This window comes from Neorhizobium sp. USDA 3394 (genome assembly GCF_056280385.1).
In genome coordinates this window covers 858,461-877,832 of record NZ_JBWCDU010000001.1, presented here as the reverse complement: position 1 = coordinate 877,832, position 19,372 = coordinate 858,461, and the positions used below count along the sequence as shown (strand labels likewise).

At 62.8% G+C, this 19,372-nt stretch carries 16 protein-coding genes; 10 read left to right on the top strand and 6 right to left on the bottom strand.

The genetic code is table 11. The features are described 5' to 3' along the window. Window positions 1-39: 39 nt before the first annotated feature. On the bottom strand, window positions 40-411 hold the full coding sequence (locus ACZ9EJ_RS04015) for a hypothetical protein (protein WP_046642448.1): 372 nt from the start codon (window positions 409-411) through the stop codon (window positions 40-42). A 334-nt stretch (window positions 412-745) separates the two neighbouring features. Between ACZ9EJ_RS04015 and ACZ9EJ_RS04010 the strand changes: the two genes are divergently transcribed. Next, entirely contained in the window at window positions 746-1,270 is a 525-nt protein-coding gene (locus ACZ9EJ_RS04010) for a chemotaxis protein CheD (protein WP_046631441.1), read from the top strand. A gap of 24 nt (window positions 1,271-1,294) precedes the next feature. Here the strand turns inward: ACZ9EJ_RS04010 and ACZ9EJ_RS04005 are convergent, their stop codons facing one another. Then, window positions 1,295-5,014: a PAS domain-containing hybrid sensor histidine kinase/response regulator gene (locus ACZ9EJ_RS04005; protein ID WP_046642449.1), complete on the bottom strand. Its 3,720-nt coding sequence runs from the start codon at window positions 5,012-5,014 to the stop codon at window positions 1,295-1,297. A 458-nt stretch (window positions 5,015-5,472) separates the two neighbouring features. Here ACZ9EJ_RS04005 and ACZ9EJ_RS04000 point away from each other — a divergent pair, with 458 nt between their 5' ends. Next, window positions 5,473-5,826, top strand: coding sequence for a hypothetical protein (locus ACZ9EJ_RS04000; protein WP_046631445.1), 354 nt, complete (start codon window positions 5,473-5,475; stop codon window positions 5,824-5,826). Between the two features lie 409 nt (window positions 5,827-6,235). Continuing rightward, on the top strand, window positions 6,236-7,945 hold the full coding sequence (locus ACZ9EJ_RS03995) for a DEAD/DEAH box helicase (protein WP_255743056.1): 1,710 nt from the start codon (window positions 6,236-6,238) through the stop codon (window positions 7,943-7,945). Window positions 7,946-8,001: 56 nt separating this feature from the next. Here the strand turns inward: ACZ9EJ_RS03995 and ACZ9EJ_RS03990 are convergent, their stop codons facing one another. Beyond that, entirely contained in the window at window positions 8,002-8,745 is a 744-nt protein-coding gene (locus tag ACZ9EJ_RS03990; protein WP_046640783.1) for an SDR family oxidoreductase, read from the bottom strand. An 86-nt stretch (window positions 8,746-8,831) separates the two neighbouring features. Next, complete coding sequence (locus ACZ9EJ_RS03985; RefSeq protein WP_046640893.1) at window positions 8,832-9,707, bottom strand: DMT family transporter; 876 nt, start codon at window positions 9,705-9,707, stop codon at window positions 8,832-8,834. 346 nt (window positions 9,708-10,053) lie between these two features. On the opposite strand from ACZ9EJ_RS03985, the gene ACZ9EJ_RS03980 reads away from it, so the two are divergent. The 5 genes from ACZ9EJ_RS03980 (at window position 10,054) to ACZ9EJ_RS03960 (ending at window position 15,107) form a co-directional block, all read left to right on the top strand. Beyond that, the gene (locus ACZ9EJ_RS03980) at window positions 10,054-11,463 is read left to right on the top strand and encodes a circularly permuted type 2 ATP-grasp protein (RefSeq protein WP_046632401.1); all 1,410 of its coding nucleotides are present in this window, start codon (window positions 10,054-10,056) and stop codon (window positions 11,461-11,463) included. Between the two features lie 12 nt (window positions 11,464-11,475). Then, a complete protein-coding gene (locus tag ACZ9EJ_RS03975; RefSeq protein WP_046603713.1) occupies window positions 11,476-12,417 on the top strand; it encodes an alpha-E domain-containing protein in 942 nt (313 codons plus the stop codon). 26 nt (window positions 12,418-12,443) lie between these two features. Next, on the top strand, window positions 12,444-13,274 hold the full coding sequence (locus tag ACZ9EJ_RS03970) for a transglutaminase family protein (protein WP_046632399.1): 831 nt from the start codon (window positions 12,444-12,446) through the stop codon (window positions 13,272-13,274). Between the two features lie 264 nt (window positions 13,275-13,538). Beyond that, window positions 13,539-14,504 carry a hypothetical protein gene (locus ACZ9EJ_RS03965; RefSeq protein WP_046640784.1) on the top strand — a complete coding sequence of 322 codons (966 nt, stop codon included), beginning with the start codon at window positions 13,539-13,541 and terminating at the stop codon, window positions 14,502-14,504. 120 nt (window positions 14,505-14,624) lie between these two features. Next, entirely contained in the window at window positions 14,625-15,107 is a 483-nt protein-coding gene (locus ACZ9EJ_RS03960) for a hypothetical protein (protein WP_046640785.1), read from the top strand. Here ACZ9EJ_RS03960 and ACZ9EJ_RS03955 read toward each other — a convergent pair. Beyond that, window positions 15,104-15,328, bottom strand: a complete 225-nt coding sequence (locus ACZ9EJ_RS03955) for a hypothetical protein (RefSeq protein WP_046632393.1) — start codon at window positions 15,326-15,328, stop codon at window positions 15,104-15,106. The genes ACZ9EJ_RS03960 and ACZ9EJ_RS03955 overlap by 4 nt on opposite strands. A 48-nt stretch (window positions 15,329-15,376) precedes the next feature. Then, the gene (locus ACZ9EJ_RS03950; RefSeq protein ID WP_046632391.1) at window positions 15,377-16,603 is read right to left on the bottom strand and encodes an ROK family transcriptional regulator; all 1,227 of its coding nucleotides are present in this window, start codon (window positions 16,601-16,603) and stop codon (window positions 15,377-15,379) included. Between the two features lie 200 nt (window positions 16,604-16,803). Between ACZ9EJ_RS03950 and xylF the strand changes: the two genes are divergently transcribed. After that, entirely contained in the window at window positions 16,804-17,844 is a 1,041-nt protein-coding gene (gene xylF / locus ACZ9EJ_RS03945; RefSeq protein WP_046640786.1) for a D-xylose ABC transporter substrate-binding protein, read from the top strand. A gap of 195 nt (window positions 17,845-18,039) precedes the next feature. Next, window positions 18,040-19,365 (top strand): sugar ABC transporter permease, encoded by a 1,326-nt coding sequence (locus tag ACZ9EJ_RS03940; RefSeq protein ID WP_046640787.1) that lies wholly within the window; start codon window positions 18,040-18,042, stop codon window positions 19,363-19,365. The last annotated feature ends 7 nt before the right edge of the window (window positions 19,366-19,372 follow it).

Genomic DNA, 19,372 nt, shown 5'->3' with positions numbered 1-19,372 from the left:
GTCCTGAGACCGGCTGCCATCCATTACATCGCACGGCCACTATTGGCAGACGCGCAGGCTTTCCATGTGCCAGCCGCCGTCATAGGCGTTGCGCACGCGGCGGTCCTCATACCAGCAGCGCGGACGGGGCGGAGGTGGCGGATCGATGTAGCGCGGCCCGCCGTCATTGGCGAGCGCGCCGCCAATCAGCCCGCCGATGACGCCCGCAGCCAGGCCGCCGGCGATTATGGCGCCGTCATTGTTATGACGCCTGCGCGGCGGAGGCGGAGGACCACGGCGATCGTATCGATCATATCGATCGTATCGGTCGTGGTGTCTGCCCCATTCCTGGGCCGCCGCTTCACCGGCCGGCACCAAGATGCTGCTGCAGGCAGCGGCCAGGATCAGCGCCGAGACAATTATCTTCTTCATCACAAGCGTCTCCGTTTCCACCGGGCCAACTGCGAACGGCAGGAAAAGGCCCGATATTCCCGAACAATGCACATCCCCTGCTTAACGGTCCCTGAACGGAAAAGCCGCTCGCGGCAGAAAGCACCTGTGACGATCGACCGGGAGGTCCCGGCCGGCTCTGCGAAAGCAGGGGGACCCAGGCGAGGCCTCGATCCACCCAACCCCGGTCCCTCGAATTACGAAATACGTACCAGCCAGTATTTTTCGTCACTCATTGTTGGGCCTTCCCGTTCGCGTAGCGCCTTCATACTTTTGCGAGAATGTGATCGCCGCATGCACGGGATCGGAGCATTAGATGAACTTCATAGACTCTCACCATATTCATATCCTGGGCGGTCAATATGCGGTGTCCGCCGATCCCGATACGATACTGATGACCGTTCTCGGCTCCTGCGTCTCGGCCTGCATCTATGATCCGGTCACCAATATCGGGGGCATGAACCATTTCATCCTGCCGACGAGTGGCGGGCAGGATATCGACGAACGTCCGGAACGATACGGCGATCTCGCCATGCGCACTCTGGTCGACGATCTTTATGGCTTCGGTGCCGAACGCCGAAATCTCAGGGCCAAGCTCTTTGGCGGCCGCACGCGAAAATCGAGCGGCTACGATCCGGGATCGCTCAATTCCGCATTCGCCAGACGGTTCCTTCTGGAAGAGGGCGTCAAGCTTGTCGATACCAGCCTCGGCGAGGATCTCGCACGCTGGATCACCTTTCACCCGACGACAGGCAGAGTGCAGATGAGGATTACCGACGCCATGCCCGCCCCCTCGATTGGCGGCACGGTGCGGGTAGCAGCGCCGGAGAGGCGATATTGACCGGCTTGGCCACGTCGTGCCCGCTCAGTTCGAAACGGAACTCACGATCGCACCGCCGAGCCAGTTGCGGACCTTGGCTTCCAGTGCCTCCGGGCTGATCGGCTTGGAAAGATAATCGTCCATGCCCACCTGGAAGCAGAGTTCGCGGTCGCTTTCGAGCGCATGCGCCGTGACGCCGATGATCGGCGTATGGGTGCCCGTCTCCTGTTCGAGCTCGCGGATCTTCTGGGTCGCCTGATGCCCGTTCATGACTGGCATCGACACGTCCATGATGATGACCGCCGGATCGTGCTTTTTCCACGCCTCGACGGCTTCCGCACCGTTCTTGACGATCTGGAACAGCCAGCCGGTGGTCTGCAGGATCTGGGTGAAGACGATCTGGTTGACCTCGTTGTCCTCGGCGACCAGCACGTCAAGCGTCGGCGCCGCCTGCATGGGCGGCGTGGAGACCGGCGCCGCCGGCTGTTCGGCAATCGCCGGCGTCGAAGCAACCAGCGTGGGTGCGGCAACCGGAGCGAGGGGCCGCGCCGTCGCCGGAGGCTGAACAGCCGCCTGCCCCGCTTCGACTGCCCGCCGCTTGGTGCGGATCGAGCGGACGACGTCGATGATCGTGCTGCGCAGCAGATTGGCGCGCGCCGGCTTCATCAGATGGGCCTGGACGTTGAGGGCGGCAAACATGCTGTCGTCGCCGGCCATGTCCATGGAGGTCAGGAAAACCACGCCGGTGCCGTCGAAACGCGCATCGCGCCTGAGATGTTTTGCGAAATCGAGGCCGTTCATCTCCGGCATGTGATAGTCGAGCACGATCGCGTCGACCGTGACGCCGATCCGCGCGGCTTCGCGGAGGATTGCCAGACCCTCGGCCCCGCTGTCGGCTGCGACCGTGTCAAAGCCCCACATGGTGAGCTGCTCGGTAAGGATACGACGATTGACCGCATTGTCGTCGACGACGAGGATGCGAGCACCGCTGGTGTTGATCGGCAGGGTGGTGAGCACATTGCGCTCGCTGACCACCTGGAACGGCAGATGCACGGTAAAGACCGAGCCGCGACCGACTTCGCTCGTCACGTCGATATAGCCGCCGAAGAGTTCGGTGAGGCCAGCGGTGATCGCCAGCCCGAGACCCGTGCCTTCGTGGCGGCGCGTCGAGGAGGTATCGACCTGCGAGAATTTATCGAAGACCGACTTCAGTTTTTCTTCCGGAATGCCGAGCCCGGTATCCTCGATGCGGATCGACAGCATCATCTCGCGGGGACCTTTTGCTTCCGACCTCAGGTCGATGAAGACATGTCCCTTTTCGGTGAATTTCACCGCGTTGCCGACGAGGTTGGTGATGATCTGGCGGAAGCGCCCCGCATCGCCCATCACCGTCTCGCGGATCGAGGCGTCGCCGCGCACGATGAGCTCGATATCCTTCTCGGCGGCCGATGAGGACAAAAGCGTCGCCACGTCCTCGATCGCCTCGACCGGATCGAACGGCGCCTTGCGCAGCTTCATCTGGCCGGCATCGATCTTGGAGAAGTCGAGAATGTCGTTGATGATCGTCAGAAGGGCGTTGCCCGATTTGACGATGATGTCGATGAAAGTCTTCTGGCGGGTGTCGAGATTGGACTTGGCGAGCAATTCCGCCATGCCGAGCACGCCGTTCATCGGCGTACGGATCTCGTGGCTCATGTTGGCGAGGAATTCCGACTTCGCGCGGTCGGCGGCCTCGGCGCGCTGCAGGAGGCGCGTCAGCTCCTCCTCGCGGCTCTTCATCTCGGTCACGTCTGTAAATACCGCCAGCCAATGGTCGCTGCCGGTAAGCTTGGCCTCGACATGGATCCACTTGCGGCCCTCGATGCGGAAAGCGGCAAAGACCGGCTTGCCGGCTGCGACATTGTCTTCCCAGGCATGGAGCGTCGCCGCCGCTTCCTCGGGCGTGCCGAGATCGCCGCGCTCGACGCAATAGCGGAAGAGATCGCGCCAGAGACCTCCGGCGCGCACCATCTCGGCCGGCATGTCGAGCATGGCCGGCAGCGCATCGTTGGAGAAGATGATCTCGCCGTCATGCAGGATGAGCAGCCCTTGCGACATGGCGCTCGTCGCGTCGCGCATCAGCGCGCCGTGGGTTTCGAGCGCCGCACGGGCCTCCTGGATCTCCTGCTCGCGCTTGCGGACAGCCGTGATGTCCATGTAGCTCAGCAGGATCTTTCCGCCGGAAAGCTGGGTGCCGGAAATGACGATCACCAGACCGTTGCGGCTTTTCACCTCGATCGGCGGCCGCTCCTGGCCATCGGTCAGGGCGGCGATGCGCTCCTGGTAGATTTCCTCAAAGCTGCTCGTCGAGCCGCTATAGATCCCGTGGTCGAAATTGACCTTGAGGAAGTCCCGGTAGGAACGCCCGGGCAGATCGAACTGCTCCCCGGCATCCCAGAAGGAATAGAAAGCCGGGTTGGCGTATTCGAACAGGAAACGCTCGTCGAGGATCGCAACGCCGACGGGCATGGCGTTCAGGATCGTCTGCAGATCCTTGCCCATCTTCTCCGCTTTGTTCTGCGCCTCCTTGATACGGGAGACGTCCATGCGCGAGCCGACGAGGTTGTGTGCGCCGTCATTAGTGGTCACCCGGCGCAGATGCGTGATGACCGGGACGACCGTTCCGTCGGGGAAGGTGATTTCCTCCGACTTCTCGATGTCCTCGCCCGTCATCACCCGATCGTTCTCGATACGGAAGCGATCGGCCGCGTCCGGGAACATCTCGATTTCGGTCTTGCCGAGAAAATGGCTTCTGGGCTTGCCCAGCATCGCCTCGTAGGCGGCATTGGCATAGGTGAGCTGGCGGTCGCCGTTGCGCACGAACACGGGCACCGGCAAATCTTCGAGGACTGCGCGAAACAGGTCCGTCTCCGAGACGTGGGCGCGCAGGAGCATTTCCTGCTCCTTGAATTCGGTCACGTCGTGGCGGATGGCGATCAACAGGCCGTTTTCGAGGCGCTTGTTGATGCTCCGCAGCCAGCGCCCGTCGGAAAGCTGGTCGACACTCTCGGAATAGGGAAGCTCGAAAGGCTTCATCCGCTCGGCGATCCACGCGTCCTTCTTCGGCGCATCGGGACCGAAACTCGCCGGAGACACCCGCTGGCGGCGATCATAGGCAAATCCGAGGATATCGTTGAGGGTGATACCCGGCTGGATATCGATCGAGATCGACGCAAAATGGTTGATGAGCTGGGAATTGCAGTAGATCAGAACGTTGTGCTTGTCGTAGATGCCGATGCCCATTTCGAGCATGTCGAGGGCATCGTCGAGAAGAGCGTTGTTGAACGGCGAAAACGGCGCGATGGGCTTTGCAGCGGTAATCGAGGGACCGGCAGCGGGGGCAACATTGTTCGGTTCGACGAGGGCATCGATGCCCGGAACCGCCGCAAACGTGCCGAAGAGATAGGTATGGTCGTCTTCCGTGAGGAAGCGCTCGATATGGATCTCGTGGCGGACAACGCCAGAACGGTCGAAGCAGAGCGACGTCTCGTCGGTGCCGAATACGATCGCCCGGCATTCCTTTTCCTTGCGATCGGCGTCTTCAGAGGCGCCTGCAAGACCGCGGCTGGTATTGCCGGCAAATTCGCTGGGATGCATACCGAAAAGGCGTGCATAGGCGGCGTTCACCGCCACGTAGATGAGGGCGCTGTCCTTGATGAAGGCGGGCTCGGCGAGATCGTTGATCCGCTCGCACGCCGTTTTCAAGAGTTCGCTTTCCGTGTCCACCTTCCCCCGCTCCTTATGCCGGCCGATATCCGGCTCGATTCGTTTGTCTCCCAATCGACTGATAACACCATAGCGAGTGTTAATATCGTGTTGTTGAAACGGTATGAGTTATCATTTCTGGCATTTGTCAAACGGAAGCACCTGCGCAGCACGGAAAATACATCCCCAGGTCGAATTCCGGTATCGGTCGAGCGCGGCCAGGATGAAGGTTGGCGCCGAGCGATCAAAAGCAAGTATCGACGGCTTGCTCGATTTGGACCGACAAATCTTTTCCATGCTATCGCCACGATCTCGCCATGATCTCCATTGGCGATTGCTCAGGCTTGACGAAAATCAACCAAAAGCGGCATGAACCTGAACGTCCGTTCAGACTATCGGGAAATCGCCTTCATCAATCCGCCGCCTTTGCGCGCCACGATTTCTGCACCCCTTGAGGACAAAAAGGGAAAGGAAAAAACATGTCGGCACTGAAGAAGACGATATCACTTGGCCTCGTCGCACTGTCCGTAGCGGGCGCCCTGACGGTGACCGCTCCTGCGGCTGAAGCCCGCGACCGCCATCGCGACGTCTGGCCGGGCGTGGCGGCTGGACTTGCCGGCGGCATCATCGGCGGCGCGATCGTCGCCGGGTCACAGCGGCCGGCCTATGCCGAGCCTGAATATGTGGAGCCGGAATACGACTATGCTCCCCCGCCCCCGCCGCCCGTTTATTACCGCCGCGCCTATTACCGCGACTACCCGCCGGTCTGCGAACTCGAATGGCGCCGCAACCGCTACGGCGAACCCTATCGCGTCGAAGTCTGCTCGCGCTGATCCGCAAGACTGATCGCGTACCTACAGAGCCTGTTTCCGCTGCCGGCGGACGCAGGCTCTTTGCTGTGGTGGAGACGTTCCGGGCAGGGTTGCGGTCGGTAGCGGGCAAGCCGCGGCATTTCGCGATTGCGAAACATCTGCTTGACTTTTGCCCGGAAAACCACCAAATGCGCTTCAGCTTTCACCTTCCGGCCGCCGCGTGAGTTGGCCCCGCGTCATTAAAGACACCGCGAAGAAGGAACAAGGCGCACAGATAGATCGCCCTCGATCCCGGAGGGTTTAAGCGCTGGAGAGCAATTTCCAACTTGCAAGTTCCCACTTCACGCGGGGTTCTTGACGCCAAAGGCAGACCGGACGGCATGGTGCCAGTCCGGCGGCACGCTTTTGGCGCCCCGAAAAGGTATTCGACTTGACGAATTTCCACGAGCTTGGTCTGTCCAAGCAGACCGTAGCCACTCTCTTTGCGCTCGGTTACGAAACGCCGACCCCGATCCAGGCCCAGGCAATCCCCCAGCTTCTCGAAGGCCGCGACATGATCGGCCTCGCCCAGACCGGCACCGGCAAGACCGCCGCATTCGGTCTCCCGATCATCGAAATGCTTGCCAAGGACCCGAAGCGTCCTGACAACCGCACCACCCGCACGCTCATCCTCGCTCCGACCCGCGAACTGGTCAACCAGATCGCCGCCAGCCTGAAGAGCTACGTGCGCGGCACGCCGATGAAGATTAACGCCGTCGTCGGCGGCGCCTCGATCAACAAGCAGCAGCTGCAGCTCGAAAAGGGCACCGACATTCTCGTCGCCACCCCGGGCCGCCTGCTCGACCTGATCGCCCGCCGTGCCATCGGCCTGACCGCGGTTCGTTACCTCGTTCTCGACGAAGCCGACCAGATGCTCGATCTCGGCTTCATCCACGATCTGCGCAAGATTTCCAAGATGGTGCCGAACAAGCGCCAGACCCTGCTCTTCTCGGCCACCATGCCGAAGGCGATCGCCGATCTTGCATCCGACTTCCTCAAGGATCCGGTCCAGGTCTCGGTCACGCCTCCGGGCAAGGCTGCCGACAAGGTCGAACAGTTCGTCCACTTCGTGGTCGGCAAGAACGACAAGACCGATCTTCTGAAGAAGTCGCTCGAAGAAAACCCGACCGGCCGCGCCATGGTCTTCCTGCGCACCAAGCACGGCGCCGAAAAGCTCTCCAAGCATCTCGAGCATATCGGCTTCAAGGTCGCATCGATCCACGGCAACAAGAGCCAGGGCCAGCGCGAACGCGCCCTCAAGGCCTTCCGTGACAACGAGATCCGCGTCCTGGTCGCTACCGACGTTGCTGCCCGCGGCATCGACATTCCCGGCGTCACCCACGTCTTCAACTACGATCTCCCGGAAGTACCGGACGCCTACGTTCACCGCATCGGCCGTACCGCGCGTGCCGGTCGTGACGGCATCGCGATCGCCTTCTGCGCTCCCGACGAAGCGCGTCTGCTACGCGACATCGAGCGCCTGATGAACATCGAGATCACCACCGCATCCGGCGAACGCCCCGAAGGCGGCCGCCAGGCACGCGGCGGTGCCGGCAACAACAACCGTGGCGGCGCAGCCAATCGCGGCCGTGGCGGCAACGGCCAGGCACGCGGTGCCGGCGAAGGCCGTCCCGAGCGCCGCGAACGTCCGGCGCGCAAGCCGTTCTTCGCAGCGGAAGGCGCAGAGGGCGGCGACCGTCCCCAGCGTCCGGCCCGACCCAATGGTGACCGCCAGCAGCGCGACAACCGCCGCAACGACGATTTTCGCGGCCAGCGCCGCGGTGAGGACGCCCCGCGCCTGGAAGTCGACAACGACCTGACGACCACGTCGGATTTCCGCCCGGCCAAGAAGCAGTTCGGCTCCCAGAACGGCGAAGGCCGCCCGGCGCGCACCGAGCCCCGCAAGGAACACCGCAAGGGCGGCAACGGGGCTCAGAACCCCCATGCCGCACACGGCGCCCATGAACTCGCTGCCCAGCGCAACAACCGCGGCCCGCGCGTCGAAGCCGCCCGGCCGGCCACTGGCGGCAACGGAGGCCCGGTAAAGTTCGGCAACGACAACCGCTCCGGCCAGCAGGGCCGCACGCGCCGCCCGGCGTAACGAGGCCCTGCATAGGGAACAAGACAAAGAGGCCGCTCGCGCGGCCTCTTTTTTTGTCATTTGACGGCCGCGTTTCCGCCGTCCGCATAGAGCGCGGACCCTGCCACGAAGCTCGCCATCGGGCTCGCCAGGAACAGTGCGGCCCGGGCGATTTCCTCGGGCTGAGCGATGCGCTTGAGGGCATGCAGGCCCGCCGCCCATTCCTTTTGTGCCGGATCGCCCGCCATAGGTGTGTCCGTGCCGCCGGGCAGCAGCGCATTGGCGCGTATGCCGCGCGCTCCGTAGTCGGCGGTGATCCCTTTCACCAGCCCCATGATCCCGGCCTTGGACGCGCCATAGGCCCCCATGCCGGGGATGCCGACGCTGGTACCGACGAAGGTGGAGGTGAAGATGATCGAGCCGCCGCCGCGTTCGAGCATGGCCGGGATCTGCGCGCGGGCGCCGAGAAAGGCGCTCGTGAGGTTCATGGCTACTGTATGCTGCCACTCCTCCAGCGTCACCTCGCCTAACGGCTTGTAGGGTCCGACCGTACCGGCATTGTTCAGTGCGATGTCGAGCCCGCCGAACCGGTCAAGCGCGGCTTCAAGCAATGCCCGGTGGGTCTCCTCGTCCGCGACGTCGCCTGCCACGGCGACCGCACGGCCACCGGCCGCCTCGATCTCGGAAACAAGTTTTTGCAATTCCGCCTCGCCGCGCGCGTTGACAACGACGGCAGCCCCTTCCCGGGCGAAGAGAAGGGCGGCGGCCCGGCCGATGCCGCTTGATGCGCCGGTGACGATGGCAACTTTGTTGGTCAGCATGATGTACCTCCTGTTGGGTTACATCCGCTGTCTAAGGCTGCCCGGCTCGCATCGACACCCGTTTCCTGACCGAATGAAAAACGCCCTCAAGCCTTCCGGTTCACCATGTAGACGCCTGCGACCACGATCACCGTGCCGACGATCATCGGCCAGGTCAGCGGCTCCCCGAAAATGATGGCCGCCTCGATCGCCACCACCGGCGGCATCAGGTAGATGAGCGAGGCGGCGCGGGACACCTGGCCCCGGCGGATGAGGTAGAGCAGCAGGCCGACGGCACCCATGGACAGGCCGAGGACGGACCAGGCCATGGCGAAGATCGCCTCATGCGTCCAGTCGAAGCGCAGGTTTTCAAGGCTGAGCGCCAGCGGGATCGTGACGATCAGCGCACCGACGAACTGCAGCGTGGCGATCGAGAACAGGTCACCTTCCTGCAGGTGCCGCTTCTGATAGAGCGTGCCGTAGGTGACCGAGGTCATGGCGACGAGATTGATCAGCACAGGCACCGCAAGTCCGGCTAGTCCGCGCTCGAAGAGATCGACAAGCTGCGGCGAGATCGCGATCAGAATGCCGGCAAACCCAAGCGCCAGGCCGACCTTCTGCAGGGGCTTGAGGCGCTCGCCGAGGAAAAGCGGCGCGACCATGGCGGTCAGCAGCGGCTGCAGCCCGGCGATGATGCCGGAAAGGCCGGCCGGCACGCCCTGCCCGATCGCATACCAGACGCCGGCGAGATAGAGCCCGTGCAGGAAAACGCCGGAGAACATCGCATGGCCGATCTGGGCCCTGCTCTTCGGCCATTTTGCCCGCGTGATCAGGCAGACCGCGAAAAACGCCACGGCGGCGAGTGCGTGCCGCCCGGCCAGGAACGTCAGGGGATCGGCGTGCACCGCCGCATATTTCGCGACGATCCAGCCCGTGGACCAGAGGAGGACGAAGAGGGCCGGAGCCAGGCGGTCGAGCATGATGGGGATGTCCGGCGGAGATTTCGGCAGCGGCCGTTTTCGTGGAAGCCGCCTGCTTATTCCCACCCCGTTTCATCGTCAAAGCAGAAAAACTGATGATTGCGATGAGCGGCGCTTGACCACTGCCTGAGCAGGACTTGGGCAGCTGATGTTTTTCAAGGCAGGAGACTTATTCATGTCCTCCTAAAGTAGGGAGCTTGCCGAGCGCCAGAATCAGCGCATTTACTGGTGGGGGGAGCGTCGAAACTGTATTTTTTTGACGCGCGGAATTCTTTTCCGCCAATTGCGCACAGTTCTTGCATTGCCTTCACTGTTGTACTCTTATGGCCAAAAAAAGGGGAATGCGTCTTTGGCATTTGATGAAATGTTGACTGCGGAAAACCTTCCGCGACCGCCATACAAGACCTACCACGAATGGTATGCCAGTCAGGATGCTGCGCACCTGATCCGCAAGACCCAGGATGCGGAAAACATATTCAGAAAGACCGGCATCACATTCGCGGTCTATGGACACGCAGACAGTTCCGAAAAACTCATCCCCTTCGACATCATTCCCCGCATCATCTCGGCTCGTGAATGGCGCAAGCTTGCGCAGGGCATCGAGCAGCGGGTTCTGGCGCTCAACGCCTTCCTCGACGACATCTACCACAAGCAGGAGATCATCAAGGCCGGCCGCATTCCCCGCGCGCTGATCGAGAGGAACGTCACCTTCCTTCCCGAGATGATTGGCTTCAAGCCGCCCGGCGGCGTCTACACCCATATCGTCGGCACCGACATCGTGCGCACCGGCGAGGACCAGTTCTACGTGCTGGAAGACAATGCCCGCACGCCGTCCGGAGTTTCCTACATGCTGGAAAACCGGGAAACCATGATGCAGATGTTCCCCGAACTGTTTACGCTGAACAAGGTGCAGCGGGTCGAGGACTATCCGCGGCTGCTGCGCCAGTCGCTCGCCTCGCTTGCCCCTCCCGGCTGCAAGGGCCGGCCACGCGTCGCGGTGCTGACGCCCGGTATCTTCAATTCGGCCTATTACGAACACTCGTTCCTCGCCGACCAGATGGGCGTCGAGCTCGTCGAAGGTGCCGATCTGAGGGTCATCGACGGACGCGTCAAGATGCGCACCACCCGCGGCTACGAGGCGATCGACGTGCTCTACCGCCGCGTCGATGACGACTTCCTCGATCCGATGACCTTCCGCGCGGATTCGGCGCTCGGCATTCCAGGCATCATGGACGTCTACCGGGCCGGCAACATCACCATCGCCAATGCGCCCGGCACCGGCATCTGCGACGACAAGGCGATCTATTCCTACATGCCCGAGATCGTCGAGTTCTATACGGGCCGCAAGGCGCTGCTCGAAAACGTGCCGACCTGGCGCTGCTCCGAGCCCGACAGCCTCAAATACGTGCTGGAGCACATCGAGGAACTGGTGGTCAAGGAGGTGCACGGTTCGGGCGGCTACGGCATGCTGGTCGGCCCGACGGCGAGCAAGAAGGAGCGCACCGACTTCGCCGAAAAACTCGCAGCCCGGCCCGACAACTACATCGCCCAGCCGACGCTGGCGCTGTCCACCGTGCCCATCTTCGTCAACAAGGGGATCGCTCCCCGCCACGTCGACCTGCGCCCCTATGTGCTCGTTTCCGACAAGGTGAAGATCATCCCCGGCGGCTTGACCCGCGTGGCCCTGAAACAGGGTTCGCTGGTGGTCAATTCCAGCCAGGGCGGCGGCACCAAGGACACCTGGGTACTGGAAGATTGAGGTCGTAGACACATGCTCGGAAGAACTGCAAACGGCCTTTACTGGATGTTCCGCTACATCGAGCGGGCGGAAAATATCGCCCGTCTCGTCGACGCGGGCCTGCGCGTATCGCTGACCCGCGCCGGCTCCTCCGACGAGGACTGGCACGGCGTACTCGAAAGCGCCGGCGTGCGCGAAGCCTATTCGGAAGTGCATGCGGAACTGACGGCGGCGGACGCCATCGACTACCTGCTGCGCGACACGTCGAACCCGTCGAGCGTCATGTCCTGCATCGAATTCGGGCGCAACAACGCCCGCATGGTGCGTACCGCACTGACTCGCGAAACCTGGGAGGCGACCAACGAATGCTGGATCGACCTTAAGGCCCGGCTTTCCCGCAAGCTGAAGCAGACCGACCTGCCGGAACTGATCGACGTCATCAAGCACCGCTGCGGCCTGATCCGCGGCGCCTTCCACGGCTCGATGCTGAGAAATGACCTCTACAACTTCTCGCGCATCGGCACTTTCATCGAGCGCGCCGACAACACCAGCCGCATTCTCGACGTGAAATATTACGTGCTTCTGCCGGCGATCAGCCAGGTCGGATCGAAACTCGACAACTACCAATGGGAATCGATTCTGCGCTCGGTCTCGGCCCACCGTTCCTACGGCTGGGTCTATGACGGCGAATATCAATCCGCCAACATCGCCGACTTCCTCATCCTGAAAGTCCAGATGCCGCGCTCGCTCGCCTATTGTTACGAGAAGATCGTCAGCAATCTCGGCTATCTTGGGGAAACCTATGGGGAGCAGGTGAAGGCCCACGAGACAGCGGCAGCGATCCACTCGACGCTGAAGCGCGGCTCCATCTCCGACATCATGGATCACGGCCTGCACGAATTCCTCGAGGATTTCGTCAGCCGCAACAACCAGCTCAGCGCCGAAATCTCCGAAGGCTACCGCTTTTATCAGTAGGCCCAACAGGCACAGGATTACCGCACATGCGGCTGAAGATCTCCCATACGACCGAATATCTCTATGACGAGCCGGTGCCCTATTCGCTGCAGCGCCTCAGGCTGACGCCGACCGACGGCCCCGGCCAGAAGGTCATCAACTGGTCGATCACCGTCGATGGCGCCAAGATCGAGGCGGGTTATGCCGACCAGTTCGGCAACCGCGTCGAGCTGGTCTCCACCGAAGGCACCGAGCACACGATCCGCATCACCGCATCCGGCGAGGTGGAGACCCAGGACCGCGCCGGCGTCTTCGGCCCGCACCAGGGGTTCTGCCCGCTCTGGCTTTTCCTGCGCGACACGGCGCTGACCAAGCCAGGCAAGCTCATCCGCGAACTCGCCAAAAGCCTCAAGGGCGACAGCGAGCTTGCCAAGATGCACGCGCTGATGGAAACGATCCACGAGACCGTAGCCTATACGCCAGGTTCGACCGGCACCGCGACCACCGCCGAACAGGCCCTGGAAGCAAAGACCGGCGTCTGCCAGGACCATACCCATATCTTCATCGCTGCCGCCCGCCTGCTGGGTATCCCGGCGCGCTATATTTCCGGTTACCTGCTGATGGAGGGCGCGACCGAACAGGCCGCTACCCATGCGTGGGCGGAAGTGCATCTGCCGGGCCTCGGCTGGGTCGGCTTCGACACGTCGAACAAGATCTGCCCGAACGACAGTTACGTGCGGGTCGCCTCCGGCCTCTGCTATCGCGACTGCGCCCCCGTCTCCGGCATGCGCCTCGGTCCCGCCGGCGAAGACCTCAAGGTTTCGCTGACTGTGGCGCAAAGCCAAAGCCAGCAGGGCCAGACGCAGTCCCAGGGGTGACAGACGTGCGCTAAGACCGGCGCACGCCGTCCGGCATGGCAGGCGTTCTCTACAAGCCGTAAAATCACCTGCTCAGGCGGCCATTGCTGCGCAATGGATCGTTAACCATAGACGGCGATCCCCGATTTCCTAACCAATTCAAGGGTTGAAAGATCGCTCCAAGGCGGATCTTTATGCTGCATTGCGACATGGATCATGCCGCAATGCGCGGGGCTGCGGGTTACCGAAACGCATGGCAATGCCATGCCTGAATGAGGATACCAGATGCTTGAGACGTCCAAGACCAAGCCGCAGGATCTCGAATCCATCGCTCGTCATGGCGGAACGTTCCGGCGAATGGCTGCACGCCTGCCAACTTATCTTACCGACCTGCGGGAAAACCCGGCTTGGCTTCCCATGTTCCTTCTGGCCCGGACAATTACGTTCAGGCGGGCGCATTGGCTGACGGCCAGGCGCGTCTCGAAATCCGCGCCGGCGGAACCATCGATGTTCGGCGATATCGAAGCCGACAAGGTCGCCGACGAACTCAGACGGAACGGGATCTTCACCGGCCTCGTCCTCCCCGATGCGGTTCGGCAGGAGATCGCCCGTTTTGCATCCGAAACCCCTTGCTTCGGCAATTTCGAGCGGAAACTCGAATTCCGTGCGGGCGAACACGCGGACGCGGAACGCCGATTCGGTCGGGCGATCTTGAGCGGCCACCATTTCGAAAGGATCGCCGGTTGCGAGGCGGCGGTCGCGGTGCAGCAGGATCCTCTGCTTCTCGATATCGCAAGGCACTATCTCGGGGGTGAAGCCAGGCTCATCACCACCCGGACGTGGTGGAGTTTTCCCACTCAGTCCGCTTCGGAGGCGGATCTCAGCCGTGCCTCCTTCAAGTTTCATTTCGACCTCGACGACTGGCGGATGCTGAAGTTCTTTTTCTACCTGTCGAACGTCGATGAGGACGCGGGACCGCACGTCTATATGCGCGGCAGCCACAAGAAGCGGCGGCTTAAGCACCAGTTCACCCTGCTCGTGGGTCATCCGGCAGAAGAAGTGCTCGAATTCTACGGAGAGGAAAGCGCCGTCACCCTGACGGGCGAGGCAGGCTACGGGTTCGTCGAAGACCCCTTCGGCTTCCACATGGGGACGGTCGCCAAACATCACCCGAGGCTCATGATGGAAGTCGGGTTCGGCGTGTCGAAACCCTCAAAGCGCAGATATCACGGCGAGCCCGTGGTACGCTGAAATGAACCTGACGGCTCGATGAGCCCTCCGACGGGGCTCATCCGACAGCCGCTCATCTGCCCGCACAAGCTCGACGCCATCTTCGCATGTTCTGGTCCCGCCCCATAAAAGAGGTGGCGCATGCTGTTTGGGCAATCGGTCTTCCAGTCGGTTCTGACGCGACTGAGGCAGGAGCACAGCGAAGACGAGGCCGAAGAGGCAGGCACGGGTTTCCGCATCAAGGGGCTCGGCATGGGTTTCGTCGCGCCGCAGGATGACGGCCCGGTGGTGACGGCCACCGGGACCGAAGCCTATTTCGCTTTCCTTCCCGACGTTGCCGAGATCGCGATCGAATCGGTGCTGGCGCAAGAGGCGCCGCATGAGCCCCCACCGGCGCCGGTCATTCCCGCCCACTTGCTGCGGCTGACGACCGAGGAGATTGCCGCGGAGCTGGACATCACGGCTGCCGACACGGAGGCGACGCTCGGCGAAAAACGCCGGCATTTCGCCAAGGCCAACCATCCCGACGGGGTCGCGCCGGAATTCCGGGAGAATGCCAATACCCGCATGAAGACCGCCAACCTGCTGATCGATACCGCGATCAAAGACCTGTTCTGGCGCTAGCTCAAATCCTGGTCCTGTGGCTCGTCGGCAGGTCTCTCCGCCGGCGTTTTTTTCCTTTCGATGAACAGCTTGTAGGCGGCGTAGGCACCCAGGGCGCCGACGATGATCGCCCAGAAGGGCTCTCCGGCAACCAGTTCGAATATCGCCCACGCGGCGCAGACCGCAGGGATCAGCACCCGGCGCCAGAGCGGCTCGTAGAAGGGATGGTTCGGATCGATCATAGTCTTAAACTCCCGGCCAGTCGTTTGCTGCCAGTCGCTCGCCATAGGTCATTCCCCGGCGGCCTGCATGCTCTGGCGTGAACCGATGATATCCTGGTCGACGATCGAAAATGCAAGGTTGAGATGCCCCTCGAATACCAGGGAAGGCTCGTCCGGCACCACGGTCAGGCCCGGCATGCCGCCGAGCCGCACCACATGCGTCTGCGCCAGCCCCTCCTCTATACCCGCCTGCAGCAGGTCCTGATAGCGGGTGCCGGGACCGGTGATGAAGACCGGCATGTGGCCATGCAGGCTGAGCAGCCGCGACAGGCCATAGCCCAACGCGGCGCCCGCATTGCGGAAGGCGAGCTGCGCCATCCGATTGCCCTGCCGGGCACGGGCGGCGATCTTGTCGATTTCGGCGACCGGCACGAATTTCGCGGGGATCGTGTCCACCGGCACCTCGAAGGCGGCGCGCAGGATGGCGTAGAAACCGGCATAGGCCTCGACGCAGCCGCGCGCACCGCAGCGACAAAGCCCGCCGCTCGGCATATGCAGCATGTGCCCGAAATTGGGCGCCGAGATTTCCGGAACCCCGCCGGCGACCCGGCGCGCGATCCCGAGCCCGATGCTGTGGCCGAGCGAAAGCGCCGCCAGAACCGGCTCGCCGCCGCCCTGCGTCTTGACCTCCCGCTCGAGCAGCGCGCCTGCCACCAGCAGCGTCTCGTTGTTGAGGATGACCTTGGCGTGCCAGCCGTCTTTCAACGCCGCAGCAAAATCGACGGGCTGGGAACCGAAGACCGGTGACCAGACGAGCACCGGCTCGCTCGGATGCGCGATTCCCTTGCTGCTGACCGAGACGAGCAGCACGCTGCCGCGATCGATGCGGGAGCGTTCGACCGCCCGTTCCAGGCCCGCCGAGATCGTTGCCAGGAAAGCTGCCGTGCCGCCCTCGCCGCGCGGTTCGCTGAACCGGTCGAGCAGCGTGCCGGCATAGTCGACCAGTGAATACTGGATCAGGTCCGACGAGATGATGACGGTGATGAGATAACCGCAATTGCGGCGCTGGCTGAACAGCACGCGGGGCCGCCCGCGGCCGACGGTCGCCTGCTGCTCGCTCTTTTCGATGATGCGGGCGCGCTCCAGGTCGGCGGTGATCGAGGAGATCGTGGCCGACGCCAGCCCGGTCGCATCCGAGATTTCCGTATGCGCGAGCCGGCCGTGGCGACGCAGCGCAGACAGCACGAGCGCGCTGTTCTGCTGCCGGACCAGTTCCGTGCTCGATTTCGCCAGCATTCCGCCTGCCGCCTCCCTCACTCCGTCTGTCGATACGGCAGTGCCTTCCCCTCCACAAGTGCCGATTGACAGCCCTCGGAATCTCTGACATCTAATTTCTCGACTGTCGAGAAAAAAGCTGAATGCTTTCTCCGGCAGATTATCTGGCGGGGGGAGAGCACGGAGGCTAGCGCCCATCCGCCGTCACTCGGGAGGACACTATGAGATCATTCGTAAAGCTGATGGCCGGCGCGGCCATCCTCGTTTCCATGCATTCCGCCGCCATGGCGGCCGATCTCGTCGTCGGCGTTTCGTGGTCCAACTTCCAGGAAGAGCGTTGGAAGACCGACGAAGCCGCCATCAAGAAAGCGCTTGCAGCTGCCGGCGCCAAGTATATTTCCGCTGATGCCCAGTCGTCCGCCGCAAAGCAGCTCACCGACGTCGAGTCGCTGATCTCCCAGGGCGCCAAAGCCCTGATCGTCCTGGCGCAGGATTCGAGCGCCATCGGCCCGGCCGTTGAAAAGGCAGCAGCCGAAGGCATTCCGGTCGTCGGTTACGACCGCCTGATCGAAAATCCGGCCGCCTTCTACATCACCTTCGACAACAAGGAAGTCGGCCGCCTGCAGGCACAGGGCGTCTTCAAGGCAAAGCCTGAAGGCAACTACGTCTTCATCAAGGGCTCCTCTTCCGATCCGAACGCGGACTTCCTGTTCGCCGGCCAGATGGAAGTGCTGAAGGCTGCGATCGACGGCGGCAAGATCAAGAATGTCGGCGAAGCCTATACCGACGGCTGGAAGCCGGAGAACGCCCAGAAGAACATGGAGCAGTTCCTGACCAAGAACAACAACAAGGTCGACGCGGTCGTCGCATCCAACGACGGCACTGCCGGCGGTGCGATCGCGGCGCTCGACGCTCAGGGCTTGGCAGGTTCGGTTCCGGTCTCCGGCCAGGACGCCGACAAGGCGGCTCTGAACCGCGTTGCTCTCGGCACCCAGACCGTATCCGTCTGGAAGGACTCGCGCGAACTCGGCAAGAACGCCGCTGAAATCGCTCTGGCGCTGGCCGGCGGCAAGAAGCTGACCGAGATCAAGGGCGTCCAGACCTTCGAAGGCGGTCCGAAGAAGGTGAAGATGCAGTCGGTCTTCCTGAAGCCACAGGCAATCACCAAGGACAACCTGAACGTCGTCATCGAGGCGGGCTGGATCAGCAAGGCTGAAGCCTGCCAGGGCGTCAAGGCCGGCGCAGTGGCTGCCTGCAAGTAACGCATGGCTTTGCGCAGACGATAAACTCACCGACGCCGCAGCACTTCTGCCGCGGCGTCGGTTTTCGGCGTAAGAGGGCGCGGCCGCGTAAAAGGGACCCCCGGCGGGTTACTCGGCGGCTGAACGTCGCGCAGGCGCGATCCGGCTCGACATCGTCGAGCTGCAGCGCCTCGCTAAAGTGGGGAACGGCGAATCATGGCCGAGACAATACAGTCCACAACGAATTCCAAGACATCGGGAGCGGCAGGACAGGCGGAAGGCAATATCGTTGCCCGCTTCTTCCGCGCGACCGAGATCGACACACGCATGCTCGGCATGATCGGCGCGCTGCTGATCATCTGGGTCGGGTTCCATATCCTGACCGGTGGCCTCTTCCTGACGCCGCGCAACCTCTGGAACCTCTCGGTGCAGACCGCCTCGGTCGCCGTCATGGCGACCGGCATGGTGCTCGTCATCGTCACCCGCAACATCGACCTTTCGGTCGGCTCGATCCTCGGTTTCACCGGCATGATCATGGGCGTTCTGCAGGCACGGCTTCTGCCGGAACTGTTCGGCTTCAACCACCCGGCCATCTGGATCATTGCGCTGGCCGGCGGACTGGTCGTCGGCGCTCTGATCGGTACGCTGCATGGCCTCATCATCGCCTTCCTCGGCGTGCCCTCCTTTATCGTCACGCTCGGCGGCCTGCTCATCTGGCGAGGCGCCACCTGGTTCGTGACGAGCGGCCAGACGGTTGCGCCGATGGACGTCAACTTCCGCCTGATGGGCGGCGGCACGGAAGGCTCGATCGGCGCCACCTGGAGCTGGGTCCTCGGCGTTATCGCCTGTCTCGCCATCATCGCGGCAATCGTCAATGCCCGCCATCAGCGCAAGCGTTTCCACTTCCCGCGCCGCCCGGTCTGGGCCGAATACGTGCTGGTCGCGCTCGGCTGCATCGTCGTGCTCGGCGCGGTTTATATCGCCAACAACTATTACTGGCCGATCGCCATTGCCCGCCGTTACGCCGAGGCGAACAACATCGCCTGGCCGGAAGGCGGGCTGCTGATCTCGCAAGGCATCGCCATCCCTGTGCTGATGGCAATCGCCGTCGGCATTGTCATGACCTTCATCGCCACCCGACTGCGCTTCGGCCGCTATGTCTTCGCGATCGGCGGCAATCCGGAGGCAGCCGAACTCGCCGGCATCAAGACGCGCTGGGTGACGGTCAAGATCTTCGCGCTGATGGGCATGCTCTGCGCCATCGCCGCGGCGATCTCCACCGCCCGCCTCAACGCCGCCACCAATGCGCAAGGCGAGCTCGACGAACTCTACACGATCGCCGCAGCAGTCATCGGCGGCACCTCGCTTGCCGGCGGCATGGGGTCGATCGCCGGCGCCATGCTCGGCGCGCTCGTCATGCAGTCGCTTCAATCCGGCATGGTGCTGCTCGGCATCGATTCGCCGTTCCAGCGCATTGTCGTCGGCATGGTGCTCGTCACGGCCGTCTGGCTCGACACCGTCTATCGTTCTCGCGCCAAATAACAGGAGT

Coding starts and splice junctions, on each gene's coding strand:
- ACZ9EJ_RS03975 (WP_046603713.1), top strand. CDS start 11,476: ATGCTCGGAAGAACTGCAAACGGCCTTTACTGGATGTTCCGCTACATC.
- ACZ9EJ_RS03940 (WP_046640787.1), top strand. CDS start 18,040: ATGGCCGAGACAATACAGTCCACAACGAATTCCAAGACATCGGGAGCG.
- ACZ9EJ_RS04010 (WP_046631441.1), top strand. CDS start 746: ATGAACTTCATAGACTCTCACCATATTCATATCCTGGGCGGTCAATAT.
- ACZ9EJ_RS03970 (WP_046632399.1), top strand. CDS start 12,444: ATGCGGCTGAAGATCTCCCATACGACCGAATATCTCTATGACGAGCCG.
- ACZ9EJ_RS03955 (WP_046632393.1), bottom strand. CDS start 15,328: ATGATCGATCCGAACCATCCCTTCTACGAGCCGCTCTGGCGCCGGGTG.
- ACZ9EJ_RS03950 (WP_046632391.1), bottom strand. CDS start 16,603: ATGCTGGCGAAATCGAGCACGGAACTGGTCCGGCAGCAGAACAGCGCG.
- ACZ9EJ_RS04000 (WP_046631445.1), top strand. CDS start 5,473: ATGTCGGCACTGAAGAAGACGATATCACTTGGCCTCGTCGCACTGTCC.
- ACZ9EJ_RS03965 (WP_046640784.1), top strand. CDS start 13,539: ATGCTTGAGACGTCCAAGACCAAGCCGCAGGATCTCGAATCCATCGCT.
- xylF (WP_046640786.1), top strand. CDS start 16,804: ATGAGATCATTCGTAAAGCTGATGGCCGGCGCGGCCATCCTCGTTTCC.
- ACZ9EJ_RS03990 (WP_046640783.1), bottom strand. CDS start 8,745: ATGCTGACCAACAAAGTTGCCATCGTCACCGGCGCATCAAGCGGCATC.
- ACZ9EJ_RS03960 (WP_046640785.1), top strand. CDS start 14,625: ATGCTGTTTGGGCAATCGGTCTTCCAGTCGGTTCTGACGCGACTGAGG.
- ACZ9EJ_RS04015 (WP_046642448.1), bottom strand. CDS start 411: ATGAAGAAGATAATTGTCTCGGCGCTGATCCTGGCCGCTGCCTGCAGC.